The sequence below is a fragment of the Variovorax sp. S12S4 genome (genome assembly GCF_023195515.1).
Classification (GTDB): domain Bacteria; phylum Pseudomonadota; class Gammaproteobacteria; order Burkholderiales; family Burkholderiaceae_C; genus Variovorax.
This window is the reverse complement of sequence record NZ_JALPKR020000002.1, coordinates 5,743,466-5,765,985: the sequence shown is the minus strand read 5'-3', so window position 1 is coordinate 5,765,985 and position 22,520 is coordinate 5,743,466. Positions and strand designations below refer to the sequence as shown.

23 protein-coding genes and 2 pseudogenes are annotated in these 22,520 nt (G+C 65.9%); 13 read left to right on the top strand and 12 right to left on the bottom strand.

The genetic code is table 11. The features are described from left to right. Nucleotides 1-4: 4 nt before the first annotated feature. From ftsB to M0765_RS28170, 5 genes are read right to left on the bottom strand one after another with little or no spacing between them, the layout of a single operon-like run. A complete protein-coding gene (gene ftsB / locus M0765_RS28190; RefSeq protein ID WP_126748976.1) occupies nucleotides 5-283 on the bottom strand; it encodes a cell division protein FtsB in 279 nt (92 codons plus the stop codon). 17 nt (nucleotides 284-300) lie between these two features. Continuing rightward, complete coding sequence (gene eno / locus M0765_RS28185) at nucleotides 301-1,584, bottom strand: phosphopyruvate hydratase (RefSeq protein WP_012748543.1); 1,284 nt, start codon at nucleotides 1,582-1,584, stop codon at nucleotides 301-303. 36 nt (nucleotides 1,585-1,620) lie between these two features. Beyond that, the gene (locus tag M0765_RS28180; protein ID WP_258507807.1) at nucleotides 1,621-1,911 is read right to left on the bottom strand and encodes a DUF1330 domain-containing protein; all 291 of its coding nucleotides are present in this window, start codon (nucleotides 1,909-1,911) and stop codon (nucleotides 1,621-1,623) included. Beyond that, nucleotides 1,908-2,765 (bottom strand): 3-deoxy-8-phosphooctulonate synthase, encoded by an 858-nt coding sequence (gene kdsA / locus M0765_RS28175; protein WP_258507805.1) that lies wholly within the window; start codon nucleotides 2,763-2,765, stop codon nucleotides 1,908-1,910. The genes M0765_RS28180 and kdsA overlap by 4 nt, the downstream gene beginning before the upstream one ends. Continuing rightward, the gene (locus tag M0765_RS28170) at nucleotides 2,762-4,441 is read right to left on the bottom strand and encodes a CTP synthase (RefSeq protein WP_157614687.1); all 1,680 of its coding nucleotides are present in this window, start codon (nucleotides 4,439-4,441) and stop codon (nucleotides 2,762-2,764) included. Before M0765_RS28170 ends, kdsA begins: the two co-directional genes overlap by 4 nt. Before the next feature lie 123 nt (nucleotides 4,442-4,564). On the opposite strand from M0765_RS28170, the gene coaBC reads away from it, so the two are divergent. From coaBC to M0765_RS28150, 4 genes and pseudogenes are all read left to right on the top strand, one after another. Then, the gene (gene coaBC, locus M0765_RS28165) at nucleotides 4,565-5,788 is read left to right on the top strand and encodes a bifunctional phosphopantothenoylcysteine decarboxylase/phosphopantothenate--cysteine ligase CoaBC (protein WP_258507803.1); all 1,224 of its coding nucleotides are present in this window, start codon (nucleotides 4,565-4,567) and stop codon (nucleotides 5,786-5,788) included. Beyond that, on the top strand, nucleotides 5,788-6,228 hold the full coding sequence (locus M0765_RS28160) for a hypothetical protein (protein ID WP_258507795.1): 441 nt from the start codon (nucleotides 5,788-5,790) through the stop codon (nucleotides 6,226-6,228). Before coaBC ends, M0765_RS28160 begins: the two co-directional genes overlap by 1 nt. 2 nt (nucleotides 6,229-6,230) lie before the next feature. Beyond that, a complete protein-coding gene (gene dut, locus M0765_RS28155; protein WP_021008098.1) occupies nucleotides 6,231-6,677 on the top strand; it encodes a dUTP diphosphatase in 447 nt (148 codons plus the stop codon). 189 nt (nucleotides 6,678-6,866) lie between these two features. Then, a pseudogene (locus M0765_RS28150) lies at nucleotides 6,867-7,366 on the top strand (glycine zipper 2TM domain-containing protein). Nucleotides 7,367-7,456: 90 nt separating this feature from the next. Here the strand turns inward: M0765_RS28150 and M0765_RS28145 are convergent. After that, nucleotides 7,457-7,981: an FKBP-type peptidyl-prolyl cis-trans isomerase gene (locus M0765_RS28145; RefSeq protein WP_258507792.1), complete on the bottom strand. Its 525-nt coding sequence runs from the start codon at nucleotides 7,979-7,981 to the stop codon at nucleotides 7,457-7,459. 14 nt (nucleotides 7,982-7,995) lie between these two features. Between M0765_RS28145 and M0765_RS28140 the strand changes: the two genes are divergently transcribed. From M0765_RS28140 to M0765_RS28130, 3 genes are all read left to right on the top strand, one after another. After that, nucleotides 7,996-9,138, top strand: coding sequence for a JmjC domain-containing protein (locus M0765_RS28140; RefSeq protein ID WP_258507791.1), 1,143 nt, complete (start codon nucleotides 7,996-7,998; stop codon nucleotides 9,136-9,138). Beyond that, entirely contained in the window at nucleotides 9,128-9,640 is a 513-nt protein-coding gene (locus M0765_RS28135) for a hypothetical protein (protein ID WP_258507790.1), read from the top strand. The genes M0765_RS28140 and M0765_RS28135 overlap by 11 nt, the downstream gene beginning before the upstream one ends. Nucleotides 9,641-9,732: 92 nt before the next feature. Then, nucleotides 9,733-10,008, top strand: a complete 276-nt coding sequence (locus M0765_RS28130) for a hypothetical protein (RefSeq protein WP_157614681.1) — start codon at nucleotides 9,733-9,735, stop codon at nucleotides 10,006-10,008. Nucleotides 10,009-10,106: 98 nt separating this feature from the next. Here the strand turns inward: M0765_RS28130 and M0765_RS28125 are convergent, their stop codons facing one another. The 6 genes and pseudogenes from M0765_RS28125 to M0765_RS28100 form a co-directional block, all read right to left on the bottom strand. Further along, complete coding sequence (locus M0765_RS28125; RefSeq protein WP_258507789.1) at nucleotides 10,107-10,883, bottom strand: MBL fold metallo-hydrolase; 777 nt, start codon at nucleotides 10,881-10,883, stop codon at nucleotides 10,107-10,109. A 5-nt stretch (nucleotides 10,884-10,888) separates the two neighbouring features. After that, a complete protein-coding gene (gene bamC, locus M0765_RS28120; RefSeq protein ID WP_258507788.1) occupies nucleotides 10,889-11,980 on the bottom strand; it encodes an outer membrane protein assembly factor BamC in 1,092 nt (363 codons plus the stop codon). A 145-nt stretch (nucleotides 11,981-12,125) separates the two neighbouring features. Beyond that, complete coding sequence (dapA, locus tag M0765_RS28115) at nucleotides 12,126-13,052, bottom strand: 4-hydroxy-tetrahydrodipicolinate synthase (protein WP_443098559.1); 927 nt, start codon at nucleotides 13,050-13,052, stop codon at nucleotides 12,126-12,128. A gap of 43 nt (nucleotides 13,053-13,095) precedes the next feature. Continuing rightward, nucleotides 13,096-13,665 carry a class I SAM-dependent methyltransferase gene (locus tag M0765_RS28110; protein ID WP_258507787.1) on the bottom strand — a complete coding sequence of 190 codons (570 nt, stop codon included), beginning with the start codon at nucleotides 13,663-13,665 and terminating at the stop codon, nucleotides 13,096-13,098. 5 nt (nucleotides 13,666-13,670) lie between these two features. Beyond that, entirely contained in the window at nucleotides 13,671-13,811 is a 141-nt protein-coding gene (locus M0765_RS28105; RefSeq protein ID WP_165442097.1) for a hypothetical protein, read from the bottom strand. A 22-nt stretch (nucleotides 13,812-13,833) separates the two neighbouring features. Next, nucleotides 13,834-15,056 (bottom strand): annotated as a pseudogene (locus M0765_RS28100) (MFS transporter). A gap of 185 nt (nucleotides 15,057-15,241) precedes the next feature. Between M0765_RS28100 and M0765_RS28095 the strand changes: the two are divergent. The 6 genes from M0765_RS28095 to M0765_RS28070 all read left to right on the top strand — a co-directional run bounded on the left by M0765_RS28095 (nucleotide 15,242) and on the right by M0765_RS28070 (nucleotide 22,508). Continuing rightward, nucleotides 15,242-15,703 (top strand): DUF2846 domain-containing protein, encoded by a 462-nt coding sequence (locus M0765_RS28095; protein WP_258507785.1) that lies wholly within the window; start codon nucleotides 15,242-15,244, stop codon nucleotides 15,701-15,703. Between the two features lie 90 nt (nucleotides 15,704-15,793). Beyond that, on the top strand, nucleotides 15,794-17,791 hold the full coding sequence (locus M0765_RS28090) for a DNA topoisomerase IV subunit B (RefSeq protein ID WP_258507784.1): 1,998 nt from the start codon (nucleotides 15,794-15,796) through the stop codon (nucleotides 17,789-17,791). A 26-nt stretch (nucleotides 17,792-17,817) separates the two neighbouring features. Next, complete coding sequence (locus M0765_RS28085; RefSeq protein WP_258507783.1) at nucleotides 17,818-18,714, top strand: lytic transglycosylase domain-containing protein; 897 nt, start codon at nucleotides 17,818-17,820, stop codon at nucleotides 18,712-18,714. Between the two features lie 41 nt (nucleotides 18,715-18,755). Then, nucleotides 18,756-19,877 carry a Kelch repeat-containing protein gene (locus M0765_RS28080; RefSeq protein ID WP_258507781.1) on the top strand — a complete coding sequence of 374 codons (1,122 nt, stop codon included), beginning with the start codon at nucleotides 18,756-18,758 and terminating at the stop codon, nucleotides 19,875-19,877. Between the two features lie 46 nt (nucleotides 19,878-19,923). Beyond that, the gene (gene parC / locus M0765_RS28075) at nucleotides 19,924-22,320 is read left to right on the top strand and encodes a DNA topoisomerase IV subunit A (protein WP_258507780.1); all 2,397 of its coding nucleotides are present in this window, start codon (nucleotides 19,924-19,926) and stop codon (nucleotides 22,318-22,320) included. Continuing rightward, a complete protein-coding gene (locus M0765_RS28070; protein WP_157614670.1) occupies nucleotides 22,320-22,508 on the top strand; it encodes a hypothetical protein in 189 nt (62 codons plus the stop codon). Before parC ends, M0765_RS28070 begins: the two co-directional genes overlap by 1 nt. Nucleotides 22,509-22,520: the final 12 nt, after the last annotated feature.

Below are 22,520 nucleotides of genomic sequence, written 5' to 3'. Positions count from 1 at the left end.
TCGATCAGTGTGTGACTTGAACGAACACTTCGTTGGGCTTGACCATGCCCAGTTCCTGCCGGGCACGCTCCTCGACCATTTCGAGCCCCACCTTGAGGTCGTTGACCTCCGAAGCCAGCCGCTCGTTGGTGACGGCGGCCTTGGCATTGGCCTCTTTCTGCGCGGCCAGCTTGGTCTGGAGCTGCGACACATCGCGCACGCTGCCGCGCCCGTTCCACAGCTGCCACTGCAGGATAACCAGCAGCAGCAACAGCACGATGGGTGGAACGAGGCGCGAGCGCATGCCGCCGGTGCCGAGCGCTACTTCAGGTTGTAGAACGCGCCGCGGCCAGGGTAGCTGGCGATGTCACCGAGGTCTTCCTCGATGCGCAGCAGCTGGTTGTACTTGGCGATGCGGTCGGAGCGCGAGAGCGAACCGGTCTTGATCTGGCCCGCGTTGGTGCCCACCGCGATGTCGGCGATGGTGCTGTCCTCGGTTTCGCCCGAGCGGTGCGAAATGACGGCCGTGTAGCCCGCGCGCTTGGCCATCTCGATGGCGGCGAAGGTTTCGGTCAGCGTGCCGATCTGGTTGATCTTGATAAGGATCGAGTTGGCAATGCCCTTGTCGATGCCTTCCTGCAGGATCTTGGTGTTGGTGACGAACAGGTCGTCGCCCACCAGCTGCACGCGCTTGCCGAGGCGCTCGGTGAGCAGCTTCCAGCCGTCCCAGTCGCCTTCGTGCATGCCGTCTTCAATGCTGATGATCGGGTACTTGTCGACCCAGGTGGCCAGCATGTCGGCCCAGTTCCCGGCCGACAGCGTGAGGTTCTCGCCGGAGAGCACGTAGTTGCCGTCCTTGTAGAACTCGCTGGCTGCGCAGTCGAGGCCGAGTGCAATCTGCTCGCCCGCCACGAAGCCGGCCTTGTCGATGGCTTCGAGAATCAGCTGGATGGCCGCTTCATGGCTTTCGACGCTGGGCGCGAAACCGCCTTCGTCGCCGACCGCCGTGCTGATGCCGCGATCGCCCAGGATCTTCTTGAGCGCATGGAACACCTCGGCGCCGTAACGCACGGCTTCGCGGAAGCTCGGGGCGCCCACGGGGATGATCATGAACTCTTGCAGGTCGAGGCTGTTGTTGGCGTGCGCGCCGCCGTTGATGACGTTCATCATCGGCACCGGCAGCTGCATGCCGCCCATGCCGCCGAAATAGCGGTACAGCGGCAGGCCCGACTCTTCGGCCGCGGCGCGTGCCACGGCCATCGAAACGGCGAGGGTCGCATTGGCGCCCAGGCGGCCCTTGTTGTCGGTGCCGTCCAGGTCGATCATCGTGCGGTCGAGGAATGCCTGTTCGCTCGCGTCGAGGCCGAGCACGGATTCCGAGATCTCGGTGTTGATGTTCTCCACCGCCTTGAGCACGCCCTTGCCGAGATAGCGCTTCTTGTCGCCGTCGCGCAGCTCGATGGCTTCGCGCGAACCGGTCGATGCGCCCGAGGGCACGGCTGCGCGGCCCATGGTGCCGGATTCGAGCAGCACGTCGCACTCGACTGTGGGGTTGCCTCGGCTGTCGAGGATTTCGCGGCCGACGATGTCTACGATTGCACTCATGCGTTTCTCTTTCTTTGCAGTCTCGAATTCAGATGATCAAACGCCTTCGACCGCGACCATGCGCATGACGGCGGCACCGGCGCGCGCTTCGCGGGCCTTCAGGTATTCGGGTGTTTCATAGAAAGCCTTGGCCTTCTCGAAGCTGGGGAACTTGAGGATGACGATGCGCGAAGGCGACCAGTCGCCCTCGAGCACTTCGACCTGGCCGCCGCGCACGCACACTTCGGCACCGTGCGCCTGCATGGCGGCACTCGACCATTTCTTGTATTCCTCGTACTGCGCCGGGTTGGTGACCTCGACGTGGGCGATGACATAACCACTGCTCATGATTGAAAGACATCCTCTAGAAATGCGTTTTTCTTGGTGACCCGGTCGAGCGCCAGCAGGGTTTCGAGCAGGGCCTTCATGTGCTTGAGCGGCACGGCGTTGGGGCCGTCGCTCAGTGCCTTGGCCGGATCGGGGTGCGTCTCCATGAAGAGGCCGGCCACGCCCACGGCCACCGCCGCGCGCGACAGCACCGGCACCATTTCGCGCTGGCCGCCCGAGCTCGTGCCCTGGCCGCCCGGCAATTGCACCGAGTGCGTGGCGTCGAACACCACGGGGGCGCCAGTCTCGCGCATGATGGCGAGGGAACGCATATCCGACACCAGGTTGTTGTAACCAAAGCTCGCGCCGCGCTCGCAGGCCATGAAGCTGTCTTCGGGCAGGCCCGCTTCCTTGGCGGCCGCGCGCGCCTTGTCGATCACGTTCTTCATGTCGTGCGGCGCAAGGAACTGGCCCTTCTTGATGTTCACCGGCTTGCCCGACTGCGCCACCGCGCGAATGAAGTCGGTCTGGCGGCACAGGAAGGCGGGGGTCTGCAGCACATCGACCACCTTGGCGGCCTCGGTGATGTCGTCTTCGGTGTGCACGTCGGTCAGCACGGGCAGGCCGAGTTCGCGCTTCACCTTGGCAAGAATTTCCAGGCCCTTTTCGCGGCCCGGGCCGCGGAAGCTGGTGCCCGAAGACCGATTGGCCTTGTCGAAGCTGCTCTTGAAGATGAACGGAATGCCGAGCGAGGAAGTGATTTCCTTCAGCGTGCCGGCGGTGTCCATCTGCAGTTGCTCGGATTCGACCACGCAGGGGCCGGCGATCAGGAAGAAGGGCTGGTCCAGCCCGATGTCGAATCCGCAGAGTTTCATGCGACTGCCTTCAGGTTTTTGGTACCGCCCGCGCTGCGGGCCTTGTGGTCGAGCGCCGCCTTGATGAAGGCGTTGAAGAGCGGATGGCCGCTCCACGGGGTCGACTTGAATTCGGGGTGGAACTGCACGCCCATGTACCAGGGATGCACGTCTTGCGGCAGCTCGACGATTTCGGTCAGGTGCTCGCGCTGCGTGAGCGCGGAAATCACCAGGCCCGCGGCGCGCAGTTCGTCCAGGTAGTTGACGTTGGCTTCGTAGCGATGGCGGTGGCGCTCGGTCACCACGTCGCCGTAGATGCTGTGGGCCAGCGTGCCGGCCGAAACGTCTGAGCTTTGCGCGCCCAGGCGCATGGTGCCGCCGAGGTCGGACTTCTCGTTGCGCGTCTTCACGGTGCCGTCGGCGTCCTTCCACTCGGTGATCAGCGCGATCACGGGGCAGGGCGTCTCGGGGTCGAATTCGGTGCTGTTGGCGTTCTTCAGGCCCGCCACGTGGCGGGCGTATTCGATGGTGGCCACCTGCATGCCCAGGCAGATGCCGAGGTAGGGCACCTTGCCTTCGCGCGCAAAGCGGGCGGCCGAGATCTTGCCCTCGACGCCGCGCTGGCCAAAACCGCCTGGCACCAGGATGGCGTCGTACTTGGCAAGGCGCGAAACGTCTTGCGGCGAAATGGTTTCGGAGTCGATGTAGTCGATCTTCACGCGCGCATGGTTCTTCATGCCTGCGTGGCGCAGTGCTTCGTTCAGCGACTTGTAGCTGTCCGACAGGTCGACGTACTTGCCGACCATCGCAATGCTCACTTCCTGCTGCGGATGCTCGACTTCGTAGACCAGCTCGTCCCAGCGGTTGAGCTTGGCCGGCGGCGTGTTGATGCGCAGCTTGTCGCAAATGAGGCCATCGAGGCCCTGCTCGTGCAGCATGCGCGGCACCTTGTAGATGGTGTCCACGTCCCACATCGAGATCACGCCCCATTCGGGTACGTTCGAGAACAGCGAGATCTTGGCGCGCTCGTCGTCGGGAATCGGGCGGTCGGCGCGGCACAGCAGCGCATCGGCCTGGATACCGATGGCGCGCAGCTCCTTGGCAGTGTGCTGCGTGGGCTTGGTCTTGAGCTCGCCGGCGGCGGCAATCCAGGGCACGTAGCTCAGGTGCACGAAGGCCGAGTTGTTCGGGCCCATGCGCAGGCTCATCTGGCGCACGGCCTCCAGGAAGGGCAGCGATTCGATGTCGCCCACGGTGCCGCCGATTTCGACGATGGCCACGTCGACCTCATGCGGGGTGCCGAGGCCGGCGCCGCGCTTGATGTATTCCTGGATCTCGTTGGTGATGTGCGGGATCACCTGTACCGTCTTGCCGAGGTAGTCGCCGCGGCGCTCTTTCTCGAGCACGGTCTTGTAGATCTGGCCGGTCGTGAAGTTGTTGGCCTTGCGCATCCGCGTGGTGATGAAGCGCTCGTAGTGGCCGAGGTCGAGGTCGGTTTCGGCGCCGTCGTCGGTAACGAACACTTCGCCATGCTGGAACGGTGACATCGTGCCGGGATCGACATTGATGTACGGATCGAGCTTGATGAGGGTGACCTTGAGGCCGCGCGATTCGAGGATCGCGGCGAGGGAGGCGGAGGCGATTCCCTTGCCAAGGGAAGATACGACACCACCGGTGACGAAGACAAATTTGGTCATGCCAGTTCCGGACCATAGATCCGGGCAGTGGGAAATTCCGATTATAGGTGTCCCCTTTGCGTCCCTTCGGACGAGGGCCATCCCATTCCTGATCTTGTCGGTATGTGAGCAACAATATGACTCATGCAAGATCTCGCCGGCAAACACATCGTCCTGGGCCTTACCGGTGGTATCGCCTGCTACAAGTCGGCGGAGCTGTGCCGCCTGTTCGTGAAGGCGGGCGCCACCGTCCAGGTCGTGATGACCGAGGCGGCCGAGCAGTTCATCACGCCGGTCACGATGCAGGCGCTTTCTGGGCGAACGGTCTACACCTCGCAGTGGGACACGCGCGAGCCCAACAGCATGCCGCACATCAACCTGAGCCGCGAGGCCGATGCCATCGTGCTCGCGCCCTGCAGCGCCGACTTCATTGCGCGGCTCGTGCAGGGCAGGGCCGACGACCTGCTGAGCCTGATGTGCCTGGCCCGCCCGATGGACCGGGTGCCGCTTTTGATTGCGCCGGCCATGAATCGCGAAATGTGGGCGCACCCCGCCACCCAGCGCAACCTGATGCAGGTGGCGGCCGACGGTGCCACAGTGCTCGGCGTGGGCAGCGGCTGGCAGGCCTGCGGCGAGACGGGCGACGGCCGCATGCTGGAGCCGGCGCAGCTGCTCGAAGACATCACCGCCTTCTTCGCGCCCAAGCTTCTTGCGGGCCAGAAGCTGCTCGTGACCGCGGGCCCCACCTTCGAGCCGCTCGATCCGATACGCGGCATTACCAATCATTCGTCGGGCAAGATGGGTTTTGCCATTGCGCGCGCGGCGCACGAGGCCGGAGCCGAAGTCACGCTGGTGGCCGGCCCGGTGCATTTGCCGACCCCGCGCGGGGTGAGTCGCATCGACGTGCTTTCGGCGCAGGACATGCTCGAAGCGACCCTGCATGCGGCGCAGTCTGCTAGCATTTTCGTAGCAACCGCCGCCGTCGCGGACTGGCGCCCGGCGACGCACAGCGAACAAAAGATCAAGAAGGACGGCAGCGGCAAGACGCCCGTGCTGAATTTCGTCGAGAACGCCGACATCCTCCTTGCGGTGGCGAAGAGCGAGCGCGCGCAGTCCCGCAAGCTGTTCTGCGTGGGGTTCGCGGCCGAAAGCGAGAACCTGGCCGAGCACGCCAAGGCCAAGCGCCAGCGCAAGGGAATTCCGCTCCTGGTCGGCAACATCGGCCCGCTGACCTTCGGCCAGGACGACAATGCGCTGCTGCTGGTGGATGCCAACGGCACCCGCGAGTTGCCGCGCGCACCCAAGCTCACCCTGGCGCGCGAACTCATGACCGAGATTGCCGCACGCCTGCCCGACTGGAGAGTCTGATGAATCCCCAATGGAACACGCCGCCGAACGGCGATTTCGCCAGCTACGTGGAACGGCTGTCGGCCCAGGCCGCATTGCCCAAGCGGGCCGCGCACGACGGCGACCATGGGCTGGACGTCGGCATCACGCCCGCGCCGGGCGCGCAGGGCACCGCGGCGGCGCAGCGGCGGTCGGCTTCGAACGAAGACACCGCCGCGCCGGCCGGGGCGTTCACGCCCGGCGCGCTCAAGGTCATGGCCGCGGTGGGCGGGCTGGTGCTCCTGGTGCTGTGGTCGGCCGGCGTGCCGTTTTTCGCGCTGGTCTTGCTGGCAGGGGCTGCGTTCTGGCTCTTCAGCAAGTTCAAGGGCCTGAAGCTCACGCCCGGCGTCGCCAAGTGGCAGCAGGTGCTCGAGGAAGCCGCCCGCAAGCAAAGAGAACAGCAACAAAAGCAAGGCAAGTAGAAGTGAAAGTAGACGTTCGTATCCTCGATCCACGCATGGTGGATCAATTGCCCGCCTATGCCACGCCCGGCAGCGCAGGGCTCGATCTCAGGGCCTGCCTCGATGCGCCGATCACGCTGGAGCCCAACGCCTGGCAGCTCGTGGGCACGGGCATCGCGATCCACCTGGCCGACCCAGCCTATGCCGCGCTGATCCTTCCGCGCTCGGGCCTCGGCCACAAGCACGGCATCGTGCTGGGCAACCTCGTGGGCCTGATCGACAGCGACTACCAGGGCGAGCTGAAGATCAGCGCCTGGAACCGCAGTGACACGCCTTTTGTGCTGCAGCCGATGGAGCGGCTCGCGCAGCTCGTGATCGTGCCGGTGGTACAGGCGCAGTTTCGCGTGGTCACAGAATTTGCAGCCTCGCAACGCGGCGAAGGCGGCTATGGGTCGACCGGCAAGCACTGACAGCCTTGCTGGCCACTCCCTCGTAGCCCGGATCGTATCGGGCCAGTAAAGATCGGAACCCACCAGCTCGCGGTGCGCTCCTACATGCCGGTGTGTGTCGGGCGTCATCCCGCTTGCGGGAAAGGCGTTAAACACAAGCTTAGGCTGGGTGCATTCGGATGCACCGGCTATTTCCGAGGAGCCATCAACATGAAAATCTCAACGCGCTTCGTTTCCATCGGCGCTTCCGTGCTGGCACTTGCCACGCTCACGGCCTGCGTCGCTCCCGCGCCGGTCTATCACACGACGCGCTATCCCTACCAGGCACCGCCGCAGGCCGTTCCGTACCAGGAAGCGGCGTACGTCGAATACGGCCATGTGGCCAACATCGAAGTGCTGCGCAGCGAAACCTGGGCACCGGCACCACCGGCGGTGGCGCGGTGGCAGGCGGTGTCGTCGGCGGTGTGGTGGGCAATCAGTTTGGCCATGGCAGTGGCCGCGCCGCAGCCACCGCCCTGGGCATTGTGGGCGGTGCGCTCCTGGGCAACACCATCGAAGCCCAGAACAACGGGCCCCGCGCCTACGAAAGCTATCGCATCTCCGTGCAAACCGACCGCGGCGGCTATCGTGCGTTCGACGTGCAGCATCCGGGCGACCTGCGCATTGGCGACCGCGTTCGCATCGACAACGGCCAGCTCTCGCGCATGTAGGCCGTTTTTCCAGGGCGCTTTCACGAGCAGCAAAAAGCCGGGCAGTGCCCGGCTTTTTGTTGGCTGCAGCGGCTTTCCCGTTCGCCGGTTTCAGTGCAGCAGATCGTTGCCGGGGGCGGTCGGCGGCACCTTGAAGAAGGCCGTGCCTGCCGTTCCGCTGCCGACTTCTTCTTCGGTGGCTTCGCGCACCGAACGCACCGTGATGTCGAGGCGGATCGCAATGCCCGCGAGCGGATGGTTGCCGTCGAGCACCAGGTGGTCGGGGTAGATCTCGGCCACGGTGTAGATCACGTCCTTGGGCATGTCTTCGCTCACGCCCTTGGGCAGAGCGGCGCCGTCGAAGGTCATGCCTTCTTCGGTGCCTTCAGGGAACAGCGAACGGGGCTCGAGAAAGAGCAACTGGTCGTTGAAGTCGCCGAAGCCCTGCTCGGGCTCCAGCTGCAGTTGCACCCGGGCGCCGGGCTCATGGCCCTGCAGGGCGGCTTCGATCACGTCGAAGAGGTCGTCGCCACCCACCATGAATTCCACGGGCTCATCGAGCACGTCAAGCACTTCGCCCAAAGTGTCTTTCATCGTCCAGGTCAGGCCGACCACGCATTGTTCAGAGATTTCCATTGCAGAATTCTCCCATGGAGATTACACAACCGCTGCCGTTGCTCGGCGGCCTGAGCGCCGCGCAGTTCATGCGGCGGTATTGGCAGAAAAAGCCCTTGCTCGTGCGCCAGGCCATACCCGCCATGGTGCCACCGATCGAGCGCAGCGCTCTCTTTGCCCTGGCCGAGCGCGAGGACGTGGAATCGCGCCTCATCCGCCATGGCAAGACCGGCTGGACACTCAAGCACGGCCCGCTCGCACGCCGCGCGCTGCCGCCGCTCAAGCAGCCCGAATGGACGCTGCTGGTGCAGGGTGTCGACCTGCATCACGACGGCGTGCATGCGCTGCTGCAGCAGTTTCGCTTTCTGCCCGATGCGCGGCTCGACGACCTGATGATCAGCTACGCCAGCGACAAGGGCGGCGTGGGCGCGCATTTCGACAGCTACGACGTGTTTCTGCTGCAGGCGCAGGGCACGCGGCGATGGTCGATCGGCAAGCAGAGCGACTTGCGCCTGCAGCAGGGCGTGCCGCTCAAGATCCTCGAGCAATTCGAGCCCGAGCAGAGCTTTGTGCTCGAGCCGGGCGACATGCTCTATCTGCCGCCGCGCTATGCGCACGACGGCGCGGCCGTCGGCGACGACTGCATGACCTGCTCCATCGGCCTGCGGTCGTCCGCCGCGGGCGAGCTTGGCGCCGACCTGCTGGCGCGCATGGCGCAGGCCTATTCGGAAGCCCTGGAAGACGCCGGCCCCGCCGAGCTGGCGCGCTACCGCGATCCGACGCAGCCCGCCGTCGATGCGCCGGCCGCCATGCCCGCCGCATTGCAGGCCTTTGCGCGCAAGGCCGTCGATGCCGCGCTGCGCGACCCCGACGCCATCGACCGTGCACTGGGTGAATCGCTCACCGAGCCCAAGGCCAATGTCTGGTTCGATGAGGGCACTGAAGCGCCAAACGTGCTGCGCAGCGTGGCGCTCGACCGCCGCACGCGCATGCTTTACGACGCGCGGCATCTCTACATCAACGGTGAGAGCTTTCGCGCCGGCGGCGCCGATGCAACGCTGATGCGCAGGTTGGCGGACCAGCGCGCGCTCGGCCCGCGCGAACTGGCGCGCGCAAGCAGCGGCGCGCTCGCGCTGCTGGCCGAGTGGTGCGAGGCAGGGTGGCTGCATGCCGATTGAACCTACGACGGGGGCAGAGCCGCTCTTGCCCGAAGGCCGGTTCGATGGCCGCGAAGCCTTCGAAGGGCTTGTGCGGACAGCGCTTTCCGCCGCAGCCCGGCAAGGCTGGAGGGAACTGGTCTTGAGCGACCCCGACTTCGCCGATTGGCCCCTGGGCGAGCGCGCGAGCATCGAGGCGCTTCAGGCCTGGTCGGCCTCCGGCCGCCGCTTCGTTCTGTTGGCACAGCGCTTCGATGTAGTCGAACGTATTCATGCGCGCTTCGTTCCCTGGCGCCGCATGTGGGATCACATCATCGAGTGCCGCGCGGTGCGCGCGGAAGGCAGCAATGCGGTGCCCAGTGCCATATGGACGCCCGAGTGGTGCGCCCACCGCACCGACCCCGAGCGTAGCCGCGGCGTGAGCGGCTTCGACCCGCGTGCGCGGCGCGAGTTGCGGGAAGCCATCGATGAGTCATGGCGAGCGGGGCGGCCCGCCTTTCCGGCATCGACACTGGGCTTGTAAGCCAATGCCGCGAATGAGGGCGCGAGACACAAACGGGCAGTGATGCGGGTCTAGAATTTTTTAGTCCAGACATTCATTGCAAAGGAGTTTCCATGAAGAAGCCGTCATCCGTCCTGCTGGCCTCGTTGATCGCCGCTGCCGCACTCGTGGCTTGCGGAAAGAAAGAGGATGCTGCGCCGGCGGTTGTGACCCCGCCGCCCGCACCGGTGACCGAACCGGCTCCCGCACCGCCTGCGGCTGCTCCGGCACCCTCGACGACCACCGATCCGTCGGCTGCAACAACGCCTTCGCCGGGTGCTTCCTCTGCCCTCGATGCGGCCAATGCCGCCACCGAGGCTGCCAAGAAGAACGAAGCGCCGAAGCAGTAAGGACGAACGACGCCCCAGCGGGCTTTCATTCACCCAGCAAAAAGCCGCCTCACGGCGGCTTTTTGCATGGTGCCCCACAGCGGGCAAGAGGCGAACGATCAGACCTCCAGCCAGGGCGAACCTTCCGATGCACTGGCCGTGAGCATCTCGGCCTCGTGGCCCCCGAGCGCATCGGCCATGAGGCGCCGCACGATGTCGGGCCGGTTGTTCTGCTCGCTCAGGTGCGCCGCAACCACGTGGCGCAGGCCCTCGTGCCGAACCGCGCGCGCAATGTCCGCGGCGGCTTCATTCGACAGGTGGCCATGCTTGCCGCCGACACGCAGTTTCAGGAAAGCCGGATAGGCCGAATTGGCGAGCAGTTCGCTGTCGTGGTTGAACTCGAGCAGCAGCGCGTGCACGCCGCTGAGCCTTGAGAGCACATGGGCTGTGGCATGGCCGAGGTCGGTGAGCACGCCCAGCGTTCGCGCGCCGTCGGAGCAGCGCAGCTGCAGCGGCTCGCGCGCGTCGTGCGGCACGGTAAAGGGCTGCACCGCAATGTCGCCGACCGCAAACTCGGCGTCGTCGCGTGCCAGGTTGAGCCGGCCTTCGAAGTCGCGCCCGCCGGTGGCAAGCCAGGTGCCTTCGCTCATCCACACGGGAATGCGGTTGCGCCGCGACAGCGAATGGGCACAGCCGATGTGGTCGCCGTGCTCGTGCGTGACGAAGATCGCGTCGATATCGGTGGCTGCGAGACCTGCCCTGGCAAGCCGCAGATCGAGTTGCCGCAGGCCGAAGCCGCAGTCGATCAGGAGCCGGGAGGTGCGGCCGCCGCTGGTCGCTTCGACCAGCGCGGCGTTGCCCGTGCTGCCGCTGCCGAGGCTTCGGAAGCGGAGCATGCGGATTACTTCAGGTCGTCTGCAATGACCTGGACGATGCGCTGGGCATTGGCCGAGGTTTCGGGTGCGCCGGATTCGTTCAGCACCGAGACGGTGGTCGATTCGCCTTGGCCCTTCACGAGAATGCGGAACTTGATCGGTGCTTCGTTCTTGCTGGAGCTGCTGCCGAACAGTTTGCCGAAGAAGCCGGGTTCCTTCTTGTCCGCGTTGGGGGTCACGTAGCGCACGTAGTAGATGCCGGCGCTGCGATCGCGGTCTTCCACGGTGAAGCCGGTGCGGTCGAGCGCCAGGCCCACGCGGCGCCATGCGCGGTCGAAGCCCTCGCTGATCTGCACCACCGGCTGGCCGCCGGCGTTGGAAACCGTGGCGGTCTTGGTCGGTGCGCTGGTGGCGGCCAGGATCTTCGACTGTTCTTGCGAAACGCCGAGCTTGACCATCAGGCGGCGCAGGAACTCGGTTTCGAGTTCAGGGTCGCTCGGGCGCGGCTGCCACACGGTCTGGTCCTGGCGGCTGTTGTTGTAGACCTCTTGCATGCCGCGGTGGCTCACGAAGATCTCGGTGCCGTTGGGCGTGCGCTCCAGGCGGGTGCGGAAGCGGTCGAGCTCGCCGGTCGAGTAGACCGAGTCGACCAACTTGCCCAGCGTGCCGCGGATGATGTCCTGCGGCAGCTTGGCGCGGTTTTCGGCCCAGTCGGTTTCCATGATGCCGAGGTTGCGCTGCTCGGTGGTCAGCAGGAAGCCGCTCTCTTGCCAGAAGTCCTTCACCGGATCCCAGAGCTGGTCGGGCGTACGGTTGATGACGATCCAGCGCTGCGTGCCCGAACGTTCCATGCGCACGTCGCCGATGTTGGCCACCGCCGTCGGAATGCCCGGTGCATTGGTTGCGCCGGCCTGGTAGGCGTTGGCGGTGACCGCGCCGCCCGGAACCGCATAGCGGTTCTCGCGCGAAAGCTGAGACAGGTCGGGCGGGACTTCGAGCGTGGGGGCCTTGCCGGCGCTCTTGTAGTCGATCTTGTCGCCCTCGAGAACGGAGCAGGCGGCGAGGCTGACAACGAGGGCCAGCAGTGCGAATCGCGAGATGTGCGAAAGGTTCTTCAACGTCGTCTTCCTTGTTGGAATGGGTTCGATCAATCTATGGGGCCGCATTGCCCGCACTCTCTGAGCACGGTTCAGGCAAAAGGTTGCGTAACCTCGATGCGGCAGGGAGAAAAGAGATGGGAGTATTGGGGAGGATGAAGCGGGCTCAGCCCTTGAGCAGGCCGCAGGCGCGCAGGGCGGCCTCGACCACGGGTTGGTTCGTTTCAGCCAGTTCGGTGAGCGGCAGGCGCAGGGTGCCGCCGCAAAGGCCGAGCCTGGACATGGCCCACTTGAGAGGAATCGGGTTCGGTTCGACGAACAGGTTGCGGTGCAGCGGCATCAGCTCGAACTGGATCTGCATCGCCTTGCGCACGTCGCCCGCAATGGCCGCAACGCACAGCTCGTGCATCTTGCGCGGGGCAATGTTGGCCGTGACGCTGATGTTGCCTTGCCCGCCGCAGAGCATGAGCGCCACCGCCGTCGGGTCGTCGCCGGAATACACGGCAAAGTGCTTGGGCAGGTCGCGAATGAGCCACTGGGCACGCTCGATGTTGCCGGTGGCTTCCTTGATGCCGATGATGCCGGGCACCTGGGCCAGGCGCAGAACGGTGTCGTGCGCCATATCGGCCACGGTGCGGCCGGGCACGTTGTAAAGCACTGTGGGCAGGTCGCCCACGGCTTCGGCAATGGCCTTGAAGTGCTGGTACTGGCCTTCTTGCGTCGGCTTGTTGTAGTAGGGCACCACCTGCAGCTGGCAATCGGCGCCCACGCCCTTGGCGAACTTGGCAAGCTCGATGGCTTCCTTGGTCGAATTGGCGCCGCAGCCGGCCATCACGGGCACGCGGCCCTTGGCCTGCTCGACCGACACGCGGATGATTTCGCAGTGCTCTTCCACGTCTACCGTGGGCGATTCGCCGGTGGTGCCGACCACGCCAAGGCAGTCGGTGCCTTCGTCGATGTGCCAGTCGATCAGCCGGCGCAGGGCGGGGTAGTCGACACTGCCGTCGTCGTGCATCGGCGTGACGAGAGCGACGATGCTGCCTGTCAGTTGCTCCAAGGGGGAATCTCTCTGTCGGTGGACGAAAGCGCCGATTCTACTTACTCCGGCGCCCCCGGAAACAGCCGCGCCGGCGGGGTCAGTTTGCCCGCAGCAGGCGGCGTTCGGGCGCACCCGAGGCGGCGCTGCCGGCACGAACCGCGGCAATGCGCTGCACGAAGCGATCCGGCTCCGCAAGAAAACCGTCTTCGTAGGCCACCACGCGCAGCTCTTGGCAGGCGGCCAGCAGTTCGCCCGGCTGCAGCAGGAAGGCCGGGCGCGAGGGCTTGCCCACCGTTTCGTTTCCCGCGGCAAAGGTTTCGTAGAGCAGCACGCCACCCGGCGCGACCGCGGCCACGATATCGGCCATGCGCGGCCGCCACAGGTAGTTGGTGACGACCACCGCACCGAAAGATTGGCCCGCGAAAGGCCAGGGGCCGGATTCGATGTCAGCGGTAAGGGTGCGGCCGAAGGCGCTTGCGGCTTCAATCGCTTCGGTGGAGCGGTCGACGCCCATCACTGCATGCCCGCGCCCGGCAAACCACTGCATGTGGCGCCCCTGGCCGCAGGCCACGTCGAGCACGGTACTGCCGGGCACGAGCAGGTGCGACCACCGCACGATCCATTCCGACGGAGCAAGTCCGCCGTGCAAGGCTGCTATGTCTTTCATAGCAGTCAGAAGCACGACCAAACCTGGTCGACCAGCGTCACCAGGAAGTCCGGATGGACGTAAAGCGCGAAAACGCCGCCCAGCACCGCCACTGCGGCAGCGAGCCAGCCGGCGTGCGAAAGGTGATGGCGCATTTGCGGAGTCATGGCGCGATTGTCCGCCGTTGGATCAGCCCGGCACAACGGCCGGGCGCGCCGCCCGCGCAATGGCGCCTTCCTTGACCGGCAGGTTGATCAGCGCAGCAAACACGCCGAGGGCAATCGCGATGTACCAGACGATGTCGTAGCTGCCGGTGGTGTCGTACAGGTAGCCGCCAAGCCACACGCCGATGAACGAGCCGACCTGGTGGCTCAGGAACACGAAGCCGCTGAGCATCGAAAGGTGCGCCACGCCGAAGATGCCGGCAATGATCGCGTTGGTGGCGGGCACCGTCGAAAGCCACAGAAAGCCCATGGCCGCCGAAAAAACGTACACGCTGAGCGGCGAGATCGGCACCAGCAGAAACAGCACGATCGAGACCGCCCGCGCAAAGTAGATGGCCGCCAGGATCTTGCGCTTGGCCAGCTTCTGGCCCAGCAGTCCCACGGTATAGGTGCCGAACACATTGAAGAGCCCGATCAGCGCCAGCGCATAGCCGGCCACTTCCACCGGCAGTTTCTGGTCGCGCAGATAGGTCGGCATGTGGATGCCGATGAATGCCAGCTGGAAGCCGCATACGAAATAACCCGCCATCAGCAGGCCGAAGCTCGGGTAGCGGAACGCCTCGCCGACCGCCTGCAGCACCGATTGCTCGCGGTGCCCGGCCAAGGCCCCTTGCCGCGGCTCACGCAGGCCGAAGGCCAGCGGCACGATCACCAGCACCAGCACGGCCACCACCGCCAGCGCGGTTTGCCAGCCCAGGTGGCCGATCAAGCGGCCTTCGATCGGCGCCATCAGGAACTGCCCGAACGAGCCCGCGGCCGCGGCAACGCCCATGGCCCACGAGCGCCGCTCGGCCGGAATCTGGCGCCCGATCACGCCATAGACGACGGCATAGGTCGTGCCCGCCTGCGCCGCGCCGATCAGCACGCCGGCGCTCAAGGTGAACAGCAGGGGGTGGGCGAATACGCCATGCCCAAAAGGCCCAGCGCATAGAACACCGTGCCCGCCACAAGGACCCGGAATGCCCCGAAGCGGTCGGCCACCATGCCCGCGAACACGCCGAAGATGCCCCACGAGAGGTTCTGCACCGCAAGCGCGAACGAGAAGGTCTGGCGGCTCCAGTCCTGCGCCTGAGTAATGGGCTGCAGCCAGAGCCCGAAGCCGTGGCGGATGCCCATCGAGAGCGTGACGATCATGGCGCCGCAGATCAGCACCTGCTTGACCGAGAGAGTGGGGGAAGAGGCTTGCATGCCTTTGAATGTACCGATTTGCTACTTGGGCAGGGTGGCGCGGGGGCAAAGGCCATTGATGATTTGTTGGGGCCAGATCGATGCGCCGTACGCATCAAAGCAGCGACGCGTCTCTTGCCGGATTTTGCTTGTAATTGGTTACATTTGCGCTTCCTCCACGCCACTGCCTGCAAGGATCCCGACTCATGAGAAGAACCGTCCTGAAGTTCGCCGCCCTCTCGGTGCTCGCGCTTGCGGTTGCCGGCTGCGCCAGCACCCCGAGCGGCCCCAAGTTCCAGGAGATGGGCAACGTCATCCCCAAGCTCAAGCCGGGCAACGGCCGCATCTATTTCTTCCGTGCCGCGGGTCCTTTCGGCGCAGCGCTGCAGCCTGGCGTCCGCATCGACAAATTCGGCGTCGGCTCCTCGAAGCCCGGCAGCTTCTTCTTCGTGGACCGTCCCGCGGGCACCTACCAGGCCGCCACGACCAGCGACCTGCGCAAGACGCTCGAAGTGCCGCTGGCAGACGGAGAGACGAAGTACGTGCGCATGTCGCCCTCGTTCGGGCTGGCGGTCGGGAGCATCGTTCTCAATCTCGAAGCGCCCGAGAAGGCCCGATCCGAAATGGGCTGGCTCGCCTACGCGGGCCAGGTCATCGTCGACAAGTAAGTCCGGGCGGGTGGGCCGCCGACCGGGCTGGGGCGGTGTTCCTGTATGGGTATCCAGTCATTTCGCATCGACTGACTACAATCCGCCCCCATGGCGACTCCCCCCAAGACTCCCCCCAGTTCATCGTCCGCGTCCTCCGGGTACTCGGAAGGTTCCATCCGCGTGCTCAAGGGCCTCGAGCCCGTGAAGCAGCGCCCGGGCATGTACACCCGGACCGACAACCCGCTGCACATCATCCAGGAGGTGCTGGACAACGCTGCCGACGAGGCGTTGGCCGGCCACGGCAAGAAGATCAAGGTCACCCTGCACGCCGACAACTCGGTCAGCGTCGAGGACGACGGCCGCGGCATTCCCTTTGGCTTGCACCCCGAAGAAAAGGCCCCCGTGATCGAGCTGGTCTACACCCGGCTGCATGCGGGCGGCAAGTTCGACAAAGGCTCCGGCGGCGCCTACAGCTTCTCGGGCGGCCTGCACGGCGTGGGTGTGTCGGTCACCAATGCGCTGTCGAAGCGGCTCGAAGTCACTTCGCACCGCGAAGGCTCCGTGGCCAGGCTGGCCTTCAGCGCCGGCGATGTGATCGAGGCGCTCGAAATCCGCAAGCTCGAAGCCGGCGAACGCAAGCAGGGCACCACCGTGCGCGCCTGGCCTGACGCCAAGTATTTCGAGACCGCCGCGCTCCCGATGAGCGAGCTCACGCATCTCTTGCGCAGCAAGGCAGTGCTCATGCCAGGCGTGAGCGTCACGCTCACGGTCGAGAAGACCAAGGAAACCCAGCAGTGGCTCTACAAGGGCGGCCTGAGCGACTACCTGATGCAGACGCTCAACGGCGACCCGGTGATTCCGCTGTTCGAAGGCAGCGGCCATGCCGACAAGAATGCCGACAACTTCGCCGAAGGCGAGGGCGCCGACTGGTGCGTCGCCTTCACCGAAGACGGCCAGCCGGTACGCGAGAGCTACGTCAACCTCATTCCCACCAGCGCCGGCGGCACGCATGAAAGCGGCCTGCGCGACGGCCTCTTCACCGCGGTGAAGGGCTTCATCGAACTGCATTCGCTGCTGCCCAAGGGCGTAAAGCTCTTGCCCGAAGACGTGTTCGCACGCGCTTCGTATGTGCTGAGCGCCAAGGTGCTCGATCCGCAGTTCCAGGGCCAGATCAAGGAACGCCTCAACTCGCGCGACGCGGTGCGGCTGGTGTCGAGCTTCGTGCGCCCCGCGCTCGAGCTGTGGCTCAACCAGCACGTCGACTACGGCAAGAAGCTCGCCGAGCTCGCCATCAAGGCCGCGCAAACGCGCCAGCGCGCCGGCCAGAAGGTCGAAAAGCGCAAGGGCTCCGGCGTGGCTGTGCTGCCCGGCAAGCTGACCGACTGCGAAAGCAAGGACACGAGCCACAACGAAGTCTTCCTCGTCGAGGGCGACTCCGCCGGCGGCAGCGCCAAGATGGGCCGCGACAAGGAAAGCCAGGCTATCCTGCCCTTGCGCGGCAAGGTGCTCAACACCTGGGAAGTGGAGCGCGACCGGCTCTTTGCCAACACCGAAATCCACGACATCTCGGTGGCCGTGGGCGTCGACCCGCACGGCCCCAACGACACGCCCGACATGAGCGGCCTGCGCTACGGAAAGATCTGCATCCTTTCCGATGCCGACGTGGACGGCTCGCACATCCAGGTGCTGCTGCTCACGCTGTTTTTCCGGCACTTTCCGAAACTCATCGAAGCCGGTCACGTGTATGTCGCAAAGCCGCCACTTTTCCGTGTCGATGCCCCGGCGCGCGGCAAGAAGCCGGCTTCCAAGGTCTATGCGCTTGACGAAGGCGAACTGACCGCCACACTCGACAAATTGCGCAAGGACGGCGTGCGCGAAGGCGCCTGGAGCATCAGCCGCTTCAAGGGCCTGGGCGAAATGAGCGCGGAACAATTGTGGGAAACCACGCTCAATCCGGATACCCGGCGCCTCATGAAGGTACAGCTGGGGCGCTTCGACTTCACGTCCACCCAAGGGGAGATCACCAAGCTCATGGGCAAGGGCGAGGCAGCCGCGCGGCGCGAACTCATGGAACTGCGCGCCGACGATGTCGATATCGATGTTTGACCACCCTCGTGAAAATTTCAGATTTCATGCGTCCGTTGCTCCTGGCCTTGCTGCTGTGCACGCAGCAGGGGCTTGCGCACGCCGCTGACATCTACGGCTACATCGACAGCAAGGGCGTTGCGCACTTCGCCTCCGAGAAGATCGACGAGCGCTACCAGCTCTTCTTTCGCGGCGGGCAGAGCTTCGACACGGCCAAGGGAATTTCGCCGCTCGGCCGAGGCGGGCGCAAGCTCGACGGCAAGGTGCCGCCGGCATCGCAGACCTTGCTTGCGCTCTTCGAAGCCTCGCCGAGCTACAAGACTGCGAAGGCCGCGCTGCGCGATGCGTCGAACAAGCATTCGATCGACTACGAACTGCTGCAGGCGCTCATCGCCACCGAATCGGGCTTCGACGCGCAGGCCGTTTCGCCCAAGGGCGCGATGGGACTCATGCAGCTCATGCCGGCCACCGCGCAGCGCTACGGTGTTGCGGCGGACAAGCGCGGCACCATCGAGAAGAAGCTGTTCGATCCGCGCATCAACATTGCCGCCGGCTCCCGCTACCTGCGCGACCTGATCGCGATGTTCCCGGGCCAGATCGAGCTGGCGCTTGCCGCCTACAACGCCGGCGAGGGCGCCGTGCAGCGCGCGGGCAACAAGATCCCGAACTACAAGGAAACGCAGAACTACGTGCAGACGGTGCTGCGGCTCTATGCGTACCTGAAGCCATCGGCAGCGTTGGCGGCGGATGGCGGCGGCAGCGCGAGCGGCGTGCGCGGCGGCAAGGCGCCGGGCCGCATCCGCATGGAACTGGTGGTTCCAAAGGGCGGGGCGATGGGCCGTGGCAACATGCCGTCCGACTCGCCAAGCAGCATGCCGGCCATGCCCGAGGCTTCCGAGCAGCCGGCGGTGCCGGACGGCGTCGCGGAAACGCCGGTGTCCTGATGCCGAGTCCCCGCTTTTATTCGTCGATGGAGGAGTCCTTCATGCAACGCCGACGCTTTGTTCTTGCGACCGCCGCTTGCGCGGTGGGCGGCGCTGCGCGCGCGCAGCATGCGGCCTCGCACGACACGCTGCCGGCGGTGCCTTCGTCGAAAGAGCCGTATGCGCGGCTGCAAGGCGGCGTGCCGCATCACATGACGCCCGAGCAGGAGGCGCAACGCGTGACGGACAGCCCCGCGCCGGCCGGACCTGCCGGCCGCTGGATGCCGCGCGCAGCCCTGCCGATTCCGCGCAGCGAGATGGCCTGGGCCACCGCGGCGCAGGGCCGCATGCACGTGGTCGGCGGCTATGGCGAAGGCGCCGTGAACCGCGACTACCACCACATCTACGACCCGAAGGCCGACCGCTGGCTCGATGGCGCGCCGCTGCCGCGCGGCGCCAATCATGTGGCGGTGGCGGCCGACGAGGGCCGCGTCTATGCACTCGGCGGCTTCGTCGAGCAGAACCGCCGCTCCGACACCAACGCCTACGTCTACGAAATAGCGGCCAACCGCTGGACCGCCATCGCGCCGTTGCCGCGCCCGCGCGGCGCGGCCGCCGCCGTGATGCTGGACGGTCAACTGCACCTGATTGGCGGCGCCTCCGAGCCCGCGGCCGAGCGCGCGAGCGTCGGCTGGCACGAGGTGTACGACCCGAAAGCCGACCGCTGGAGCGCCCGCAAGCCGCTGCCCGGCGCACGCGACCATGTCGGCTGCGTGGCGCATGGCGGCCAGATCCACGTGATTGGCGGGCGCTTCAACACCTTCGAATACAACACCGACCTGCACCACGTCTACCTGCCCGCGCGCGACACGTGGGAGCCGCGCGCACCGCTGCCCACCGCGCGCTCTGGACACGGCCTCGTGGTCTACCGGGGCCGCCTTTTCGCCATGGGCGGAGAGGGCGGGTTCCTCGTGGGCGGGGTGCCGCGCCAAGCCAAGGTGTTCGGCCAGATGGAAAGCTACGACCCCGCGGCCGACACCTGGCAGCGCCATGCGCCGATGACCACCCCGCGCCACGCCGTCGGCGCCGCGGTGATTGGCGACTGGATCTATGTGGCCGGCGGCGGCGCGGTGCTCGGCGGCTCCGTGCAGTCCGCGGTGCATGAGGCTTTCACACTAGGCTGAGCGCGCAAGCGCACAGCCAGCAACTGTTTCTCTTTCTCTCTTCTCCATGGACGACACCCAACCTCCGCTCGATCTCCAGGGTCCCACCGACGGCGACACCACTCTTACCCTTGCCGACTACGCGCAAACCGCCTATCTCGAATACGCGCTCAGCGTGGTCAAGGGCCGCGCGCTGCCCGATGTGTCCGACGGCCAGAAGCCAGTACAGCGGCGCATTCTCTATTCGATGTCGCGCATGGGTCTGGGCTTTGGCGGCACCAACGGCACCGTGGGTGCCAAGCCCGTCAAGAGTGCGCGCGTGGTTGGCGACGTGCTGGGCCGCTTCCACCCGCACAGCGACCAGGCGGCGTACGACGCGCTGGTGCGCATGGCGCAAGACTTTTCGCAGCGCTATCCGCTGGTTGACGGGCAGGGCAACTTCGGCAGCCGCGACGGCGACGGCGCCGCGGCCATGCGCTACACCGAAGCGCGCCTGGCCCGCATCACCAGCCTGCTGCTCGACGAGATCGACGAAGGCACGGTCGACTTCATTCCCAACTACGACGGCAGCACCGAAGAGCCGCGCCTGTTGCCCGCGCGCTTGCCCTTCACCTTGCTCAACGGCGCGAGCGGCATCGCGGTGGGACTGGCCACCGAAATCCCGAGCCACAACCTGCGCGAGATTGCAGACGCCTGCGTGGCGCTGATCAAGTCGAACGGCAAGCTCAGCGAAGAAGAGCTGCTGCAGATCGTGCCTGGCCCCGACTACCCGGGCGGCGCGCAGATCATCAGCGGCCCCGGCGACATTGCCGATGCCTACCGCACCGGCCGCGGCTCGCTGAAGGTGCGCGCGCGCTGGAAGATCGAAGACCTCGCACGCGGCCAGTGGCAGTTGGTGGTCAACGAGCTGCCCCCGGGCGTCAGCACGCAGAAGGTGCTCGAGGAAATCGAGGAAATCACCAACCCGAAGGTGAAGGCCGGCAAGAAGGCCTTGAGTGCCGAGCAGACGCAGCTCAAGGCCGCGATGCTGTCGGTGCTCGACGTGGTGCGCGACGAGTCGAGCAAGGACGCCGCCGTGCGCCTGGTGTTCGAGCCCAAGACTTCGCGCATCAGCCAGGAAGAGTTCATTACCACGCTGCTCGCGCAAACCTCGCTCGAAACCTCGTCGCCGATCAATCTCACGATGGTGGGCATCGACGGCAAGCCGACGCAGAAGTCGCTGCGCCAGATGCTCAACGAGTGGATCGCGTTCCGCGAAATCACCGTCGAGAAGCGCTCGCGCCACCGCCTGAACAAGGTGCTCGAGCGCATTCACATTCTCGAGGGCCGGCAGCTGGTGCTGCTGAACATCGACGAGGTGATCGCCATCATCCGCGCGGCGGAAGATCCGAAGGCCGCACTCATTGCGCGCTTCAACCTCAGCGAGCGCCAGGCCGAAGACATTCTTGAAATTCGCCTGCGCCAACTCGCACGGCTCGAAGCCATCAAGATCGAGCAGGAGCTCAAGGGCCTGCGCGACGAGCAGAAAAAGCTCGAAGACATCCTGGGCAGCCCCGCGGCCCTGCGCCGGCTTCTGGTGAAGGAAATCGAAGCCGACGCCAAGACCTTCGAAGACCCGCGCCGCACGCTGATCCAGGCCGAGAAGCGAGCCGTAGCTGAAGTGAAAGTGGTCGACGAACCCGTCACGGTCATCGTTTCGCAAAAGGGCTGGGTCCGCGCACAGAAGGGCTGGGCCAGCGAGAAGGCGGCGGGCAACGGTTCGGCCACGCCCGAATACAGCTTCAAGTCCGGCGACGCACTCTACGGCGCCTTCGAGTGCCGCAGTGTCGACACGCTGCTGGTGTTCGGCAGCGCCAAGGACAAGACCGTGCGCGTGTACACCGTGCCCGTGGCCTCGCTGCCCGGCGCTCGCGGCGACGGCCAGCCGGTGACCACGCTCATCGAGCTGGACGCCGGCACGCACGTCACGCACTTCTTTGCCGGCCCGGTGGGCGCGAGCGTGCTGCTGGCCAACACCGGCGGCTACGGCTTCATCGCCACCGTTGAAAACATGATGTCGCGCCAGCGCGGCGGCAAGGCCTTCATCGACGTGGGCGAAGGCGAGCAGCTCTGCCGTCCCTCTCTGGTGGGCGGTGCGAGCGGCGCCGAGCCGATGCCAGCCGCCACGCACGTGGCCTGCGCCTCCACCGGCGGCCGCATCCTGACCTTCGACATCGCCGAGCTGAAGAGCCTGCCGAAGGGCGGCCGCGGTTTGACGCTGATCGACCTCGACGCGAAGGACACGCTCGCTGGCGCCGCGGCCTACACGCGCAGCGTGAAGATCGAAGGCATTGGCCGCGGCGGCAAGGAGCGCGACGAAACCCTGGAGATCCGCACGCTCAACAACGCGCGCGGCAGCCGCGCGCGCAAGGGCAAGGCGGCCGACCTCGGCTTCAAGCCGACGAGCATCGTGCGGGTTCTGTGATGGGCGGCATCGACATCAGCACCATCGGCCTCGCGATCGCGGTGGTCACGGGCCTTGGCAGCTTCTGGTTCGGCCGCCACATGCGCCTGAAGCGAGGGGCCAAGAAGCGGGAGAAAGAGCGCATTGCGGCGCAGGCCAACGAAACCCGGCAGCAGCGCCGGGCGCGCGAGCGCAAGGAACGCGGCTAGGCCTGCGGCAGC

Bases quoted from the DNA above. Each gene is read 5' to 3' on its own strand.
- ftsB (WP_126748976.1), bottom strand. From the start codon at position 283: ATGCGCTCGCGCCTCGTTCCACCCATCGTGCTGTTGCTGCTGCTGGTT.
- eno (WP_012748543.1), bottom strand. From the start codon at position 1,584: ATGAGTGCAATCGTAGACATCGTCGGCCGCGAAATCCTCGACAGCCGA.
- M0765_RS28180 (WP_258507807.1), bottom strand. From the start codon at position 1,911: ATGAGCAGTGGTTATGTCATCGCCCACGTCGAGGTCACCAACCCGGCG.
- kdsA (WP_258507805.1), bottom strand. From the start codon at position 2,765: ATGAAACTCTGCGGATTCGACATCGGGCTGGACCAGCCCTTCTTCCTG.
- M0765_RS28170 (WP_157614687.1), bottom strand. From the start codon at position 4,441: ATGACCAAATTTGTCTTCGTCACCGGTGGTGTCGTATCTTCCCTTGGC.
- coaBC (WP_258507803.1), top strand. From the start codon at position 4,565: ATGCAAGATCTCGCCGGCAAACACATCGTCCTGGGCCTTACCGGTGGT.
- M0765_RS28160 (WP_258507795.1), top strand. From the start codon at position 5,788: ATGAATCCCCAATGGAACACGCCGCCGAACGGCGATTTCGCCAGCTAC.
- M0765_RS28145 (WP_258507792.1), bottom strand. From the start codon at position 7,981: ATGGAAATCTCTGAACAATGCGTGGTCGGCCTGACCTGGACGATGAAA.
- M0765_RS28140 (WP_258507791.1), top strand. From the start codon at position 7,996: ATGGAGATTACACAACCGCTGCCGTTGCTCGGCGGCCTGAGCGCCGCG.
- M0765_RS28135 (WP_258507790.1), top strand. From the start codon at position 9,128: ATGCCGATTGAACCTACGACGGGGGCAGAGCCGCTCTTGCCCGAAGGC.
- M0765_RS28130 (WP_157614681.1), top strand. From the start codon at position 9,733: ATGAAGAAGCCGTCATCCGTCCTGCTGGCCTCGTTGATCGCCGCTGCC.
- M0765_RS28125 (WP_258507789.1), bottom strand. From the start codon at position 10,883: ATGCTCCGCTTCCGAAGCCTCGGCAGCGGCAGCACGGGCAACGCCGCG.
- M0765_RS28110 (WP_258507787.1), bottom strand. From the start codon at position 13,665: ATGAAAGACATAGCAGCCTTGCACGGCGGACTTGCTCCGTCGGAATGG.
- M0765_RS28105 (WP_165442097.1), bottom strand. From the start codon at position 13,811: ATGACTCCGCAAATGCGCCATCACCTTTCGCACGCCGGCTGGCTCGCT.
- M0765_RS28095 (WP_258507785.1), top strand. From the start codon at position 15,242: ATGAGAAGAACCGTCCTGAAGTTCGCCGCCCTCTCGGTGCTCGCGCTT.
- M0765_RS28090 (WP_258507784.1), top strand. From the start codon at position 15,794: ATGGCGACTCCCCCCAAGACTCCCCCCAGTTCATCGTCCGCGTCCTCC.
- M0765_RS28085 (WP_258507783.1), top strand. From the start codon at position 17,818: ATGCGTCCGTTGCTCCTGGCCTTGCTGCTGTGCACGCAGCAGGGGCTT.
- M0765_RS28080 (WP_258507781.1), top strand. From the start codon at position 18,756: ATGCAACGCCGACGCTTTGTTCTTGCGACCGCCGCTTGCGCGGTGGGC.
- parC (WP_258507780.1), top strand. From the start codon at position 19,924: ATGGACGACACCCAACCTCCGCTCGATCTCCAGGGTCCCACCGACGGC.
- M0765_RS28070 (WP_157614670.1), top strand. From the start codon at position 22,320: ATGGGCGGCATCGACATCAGCACCATCGGCCTCGCGATCGCGGTGGTC.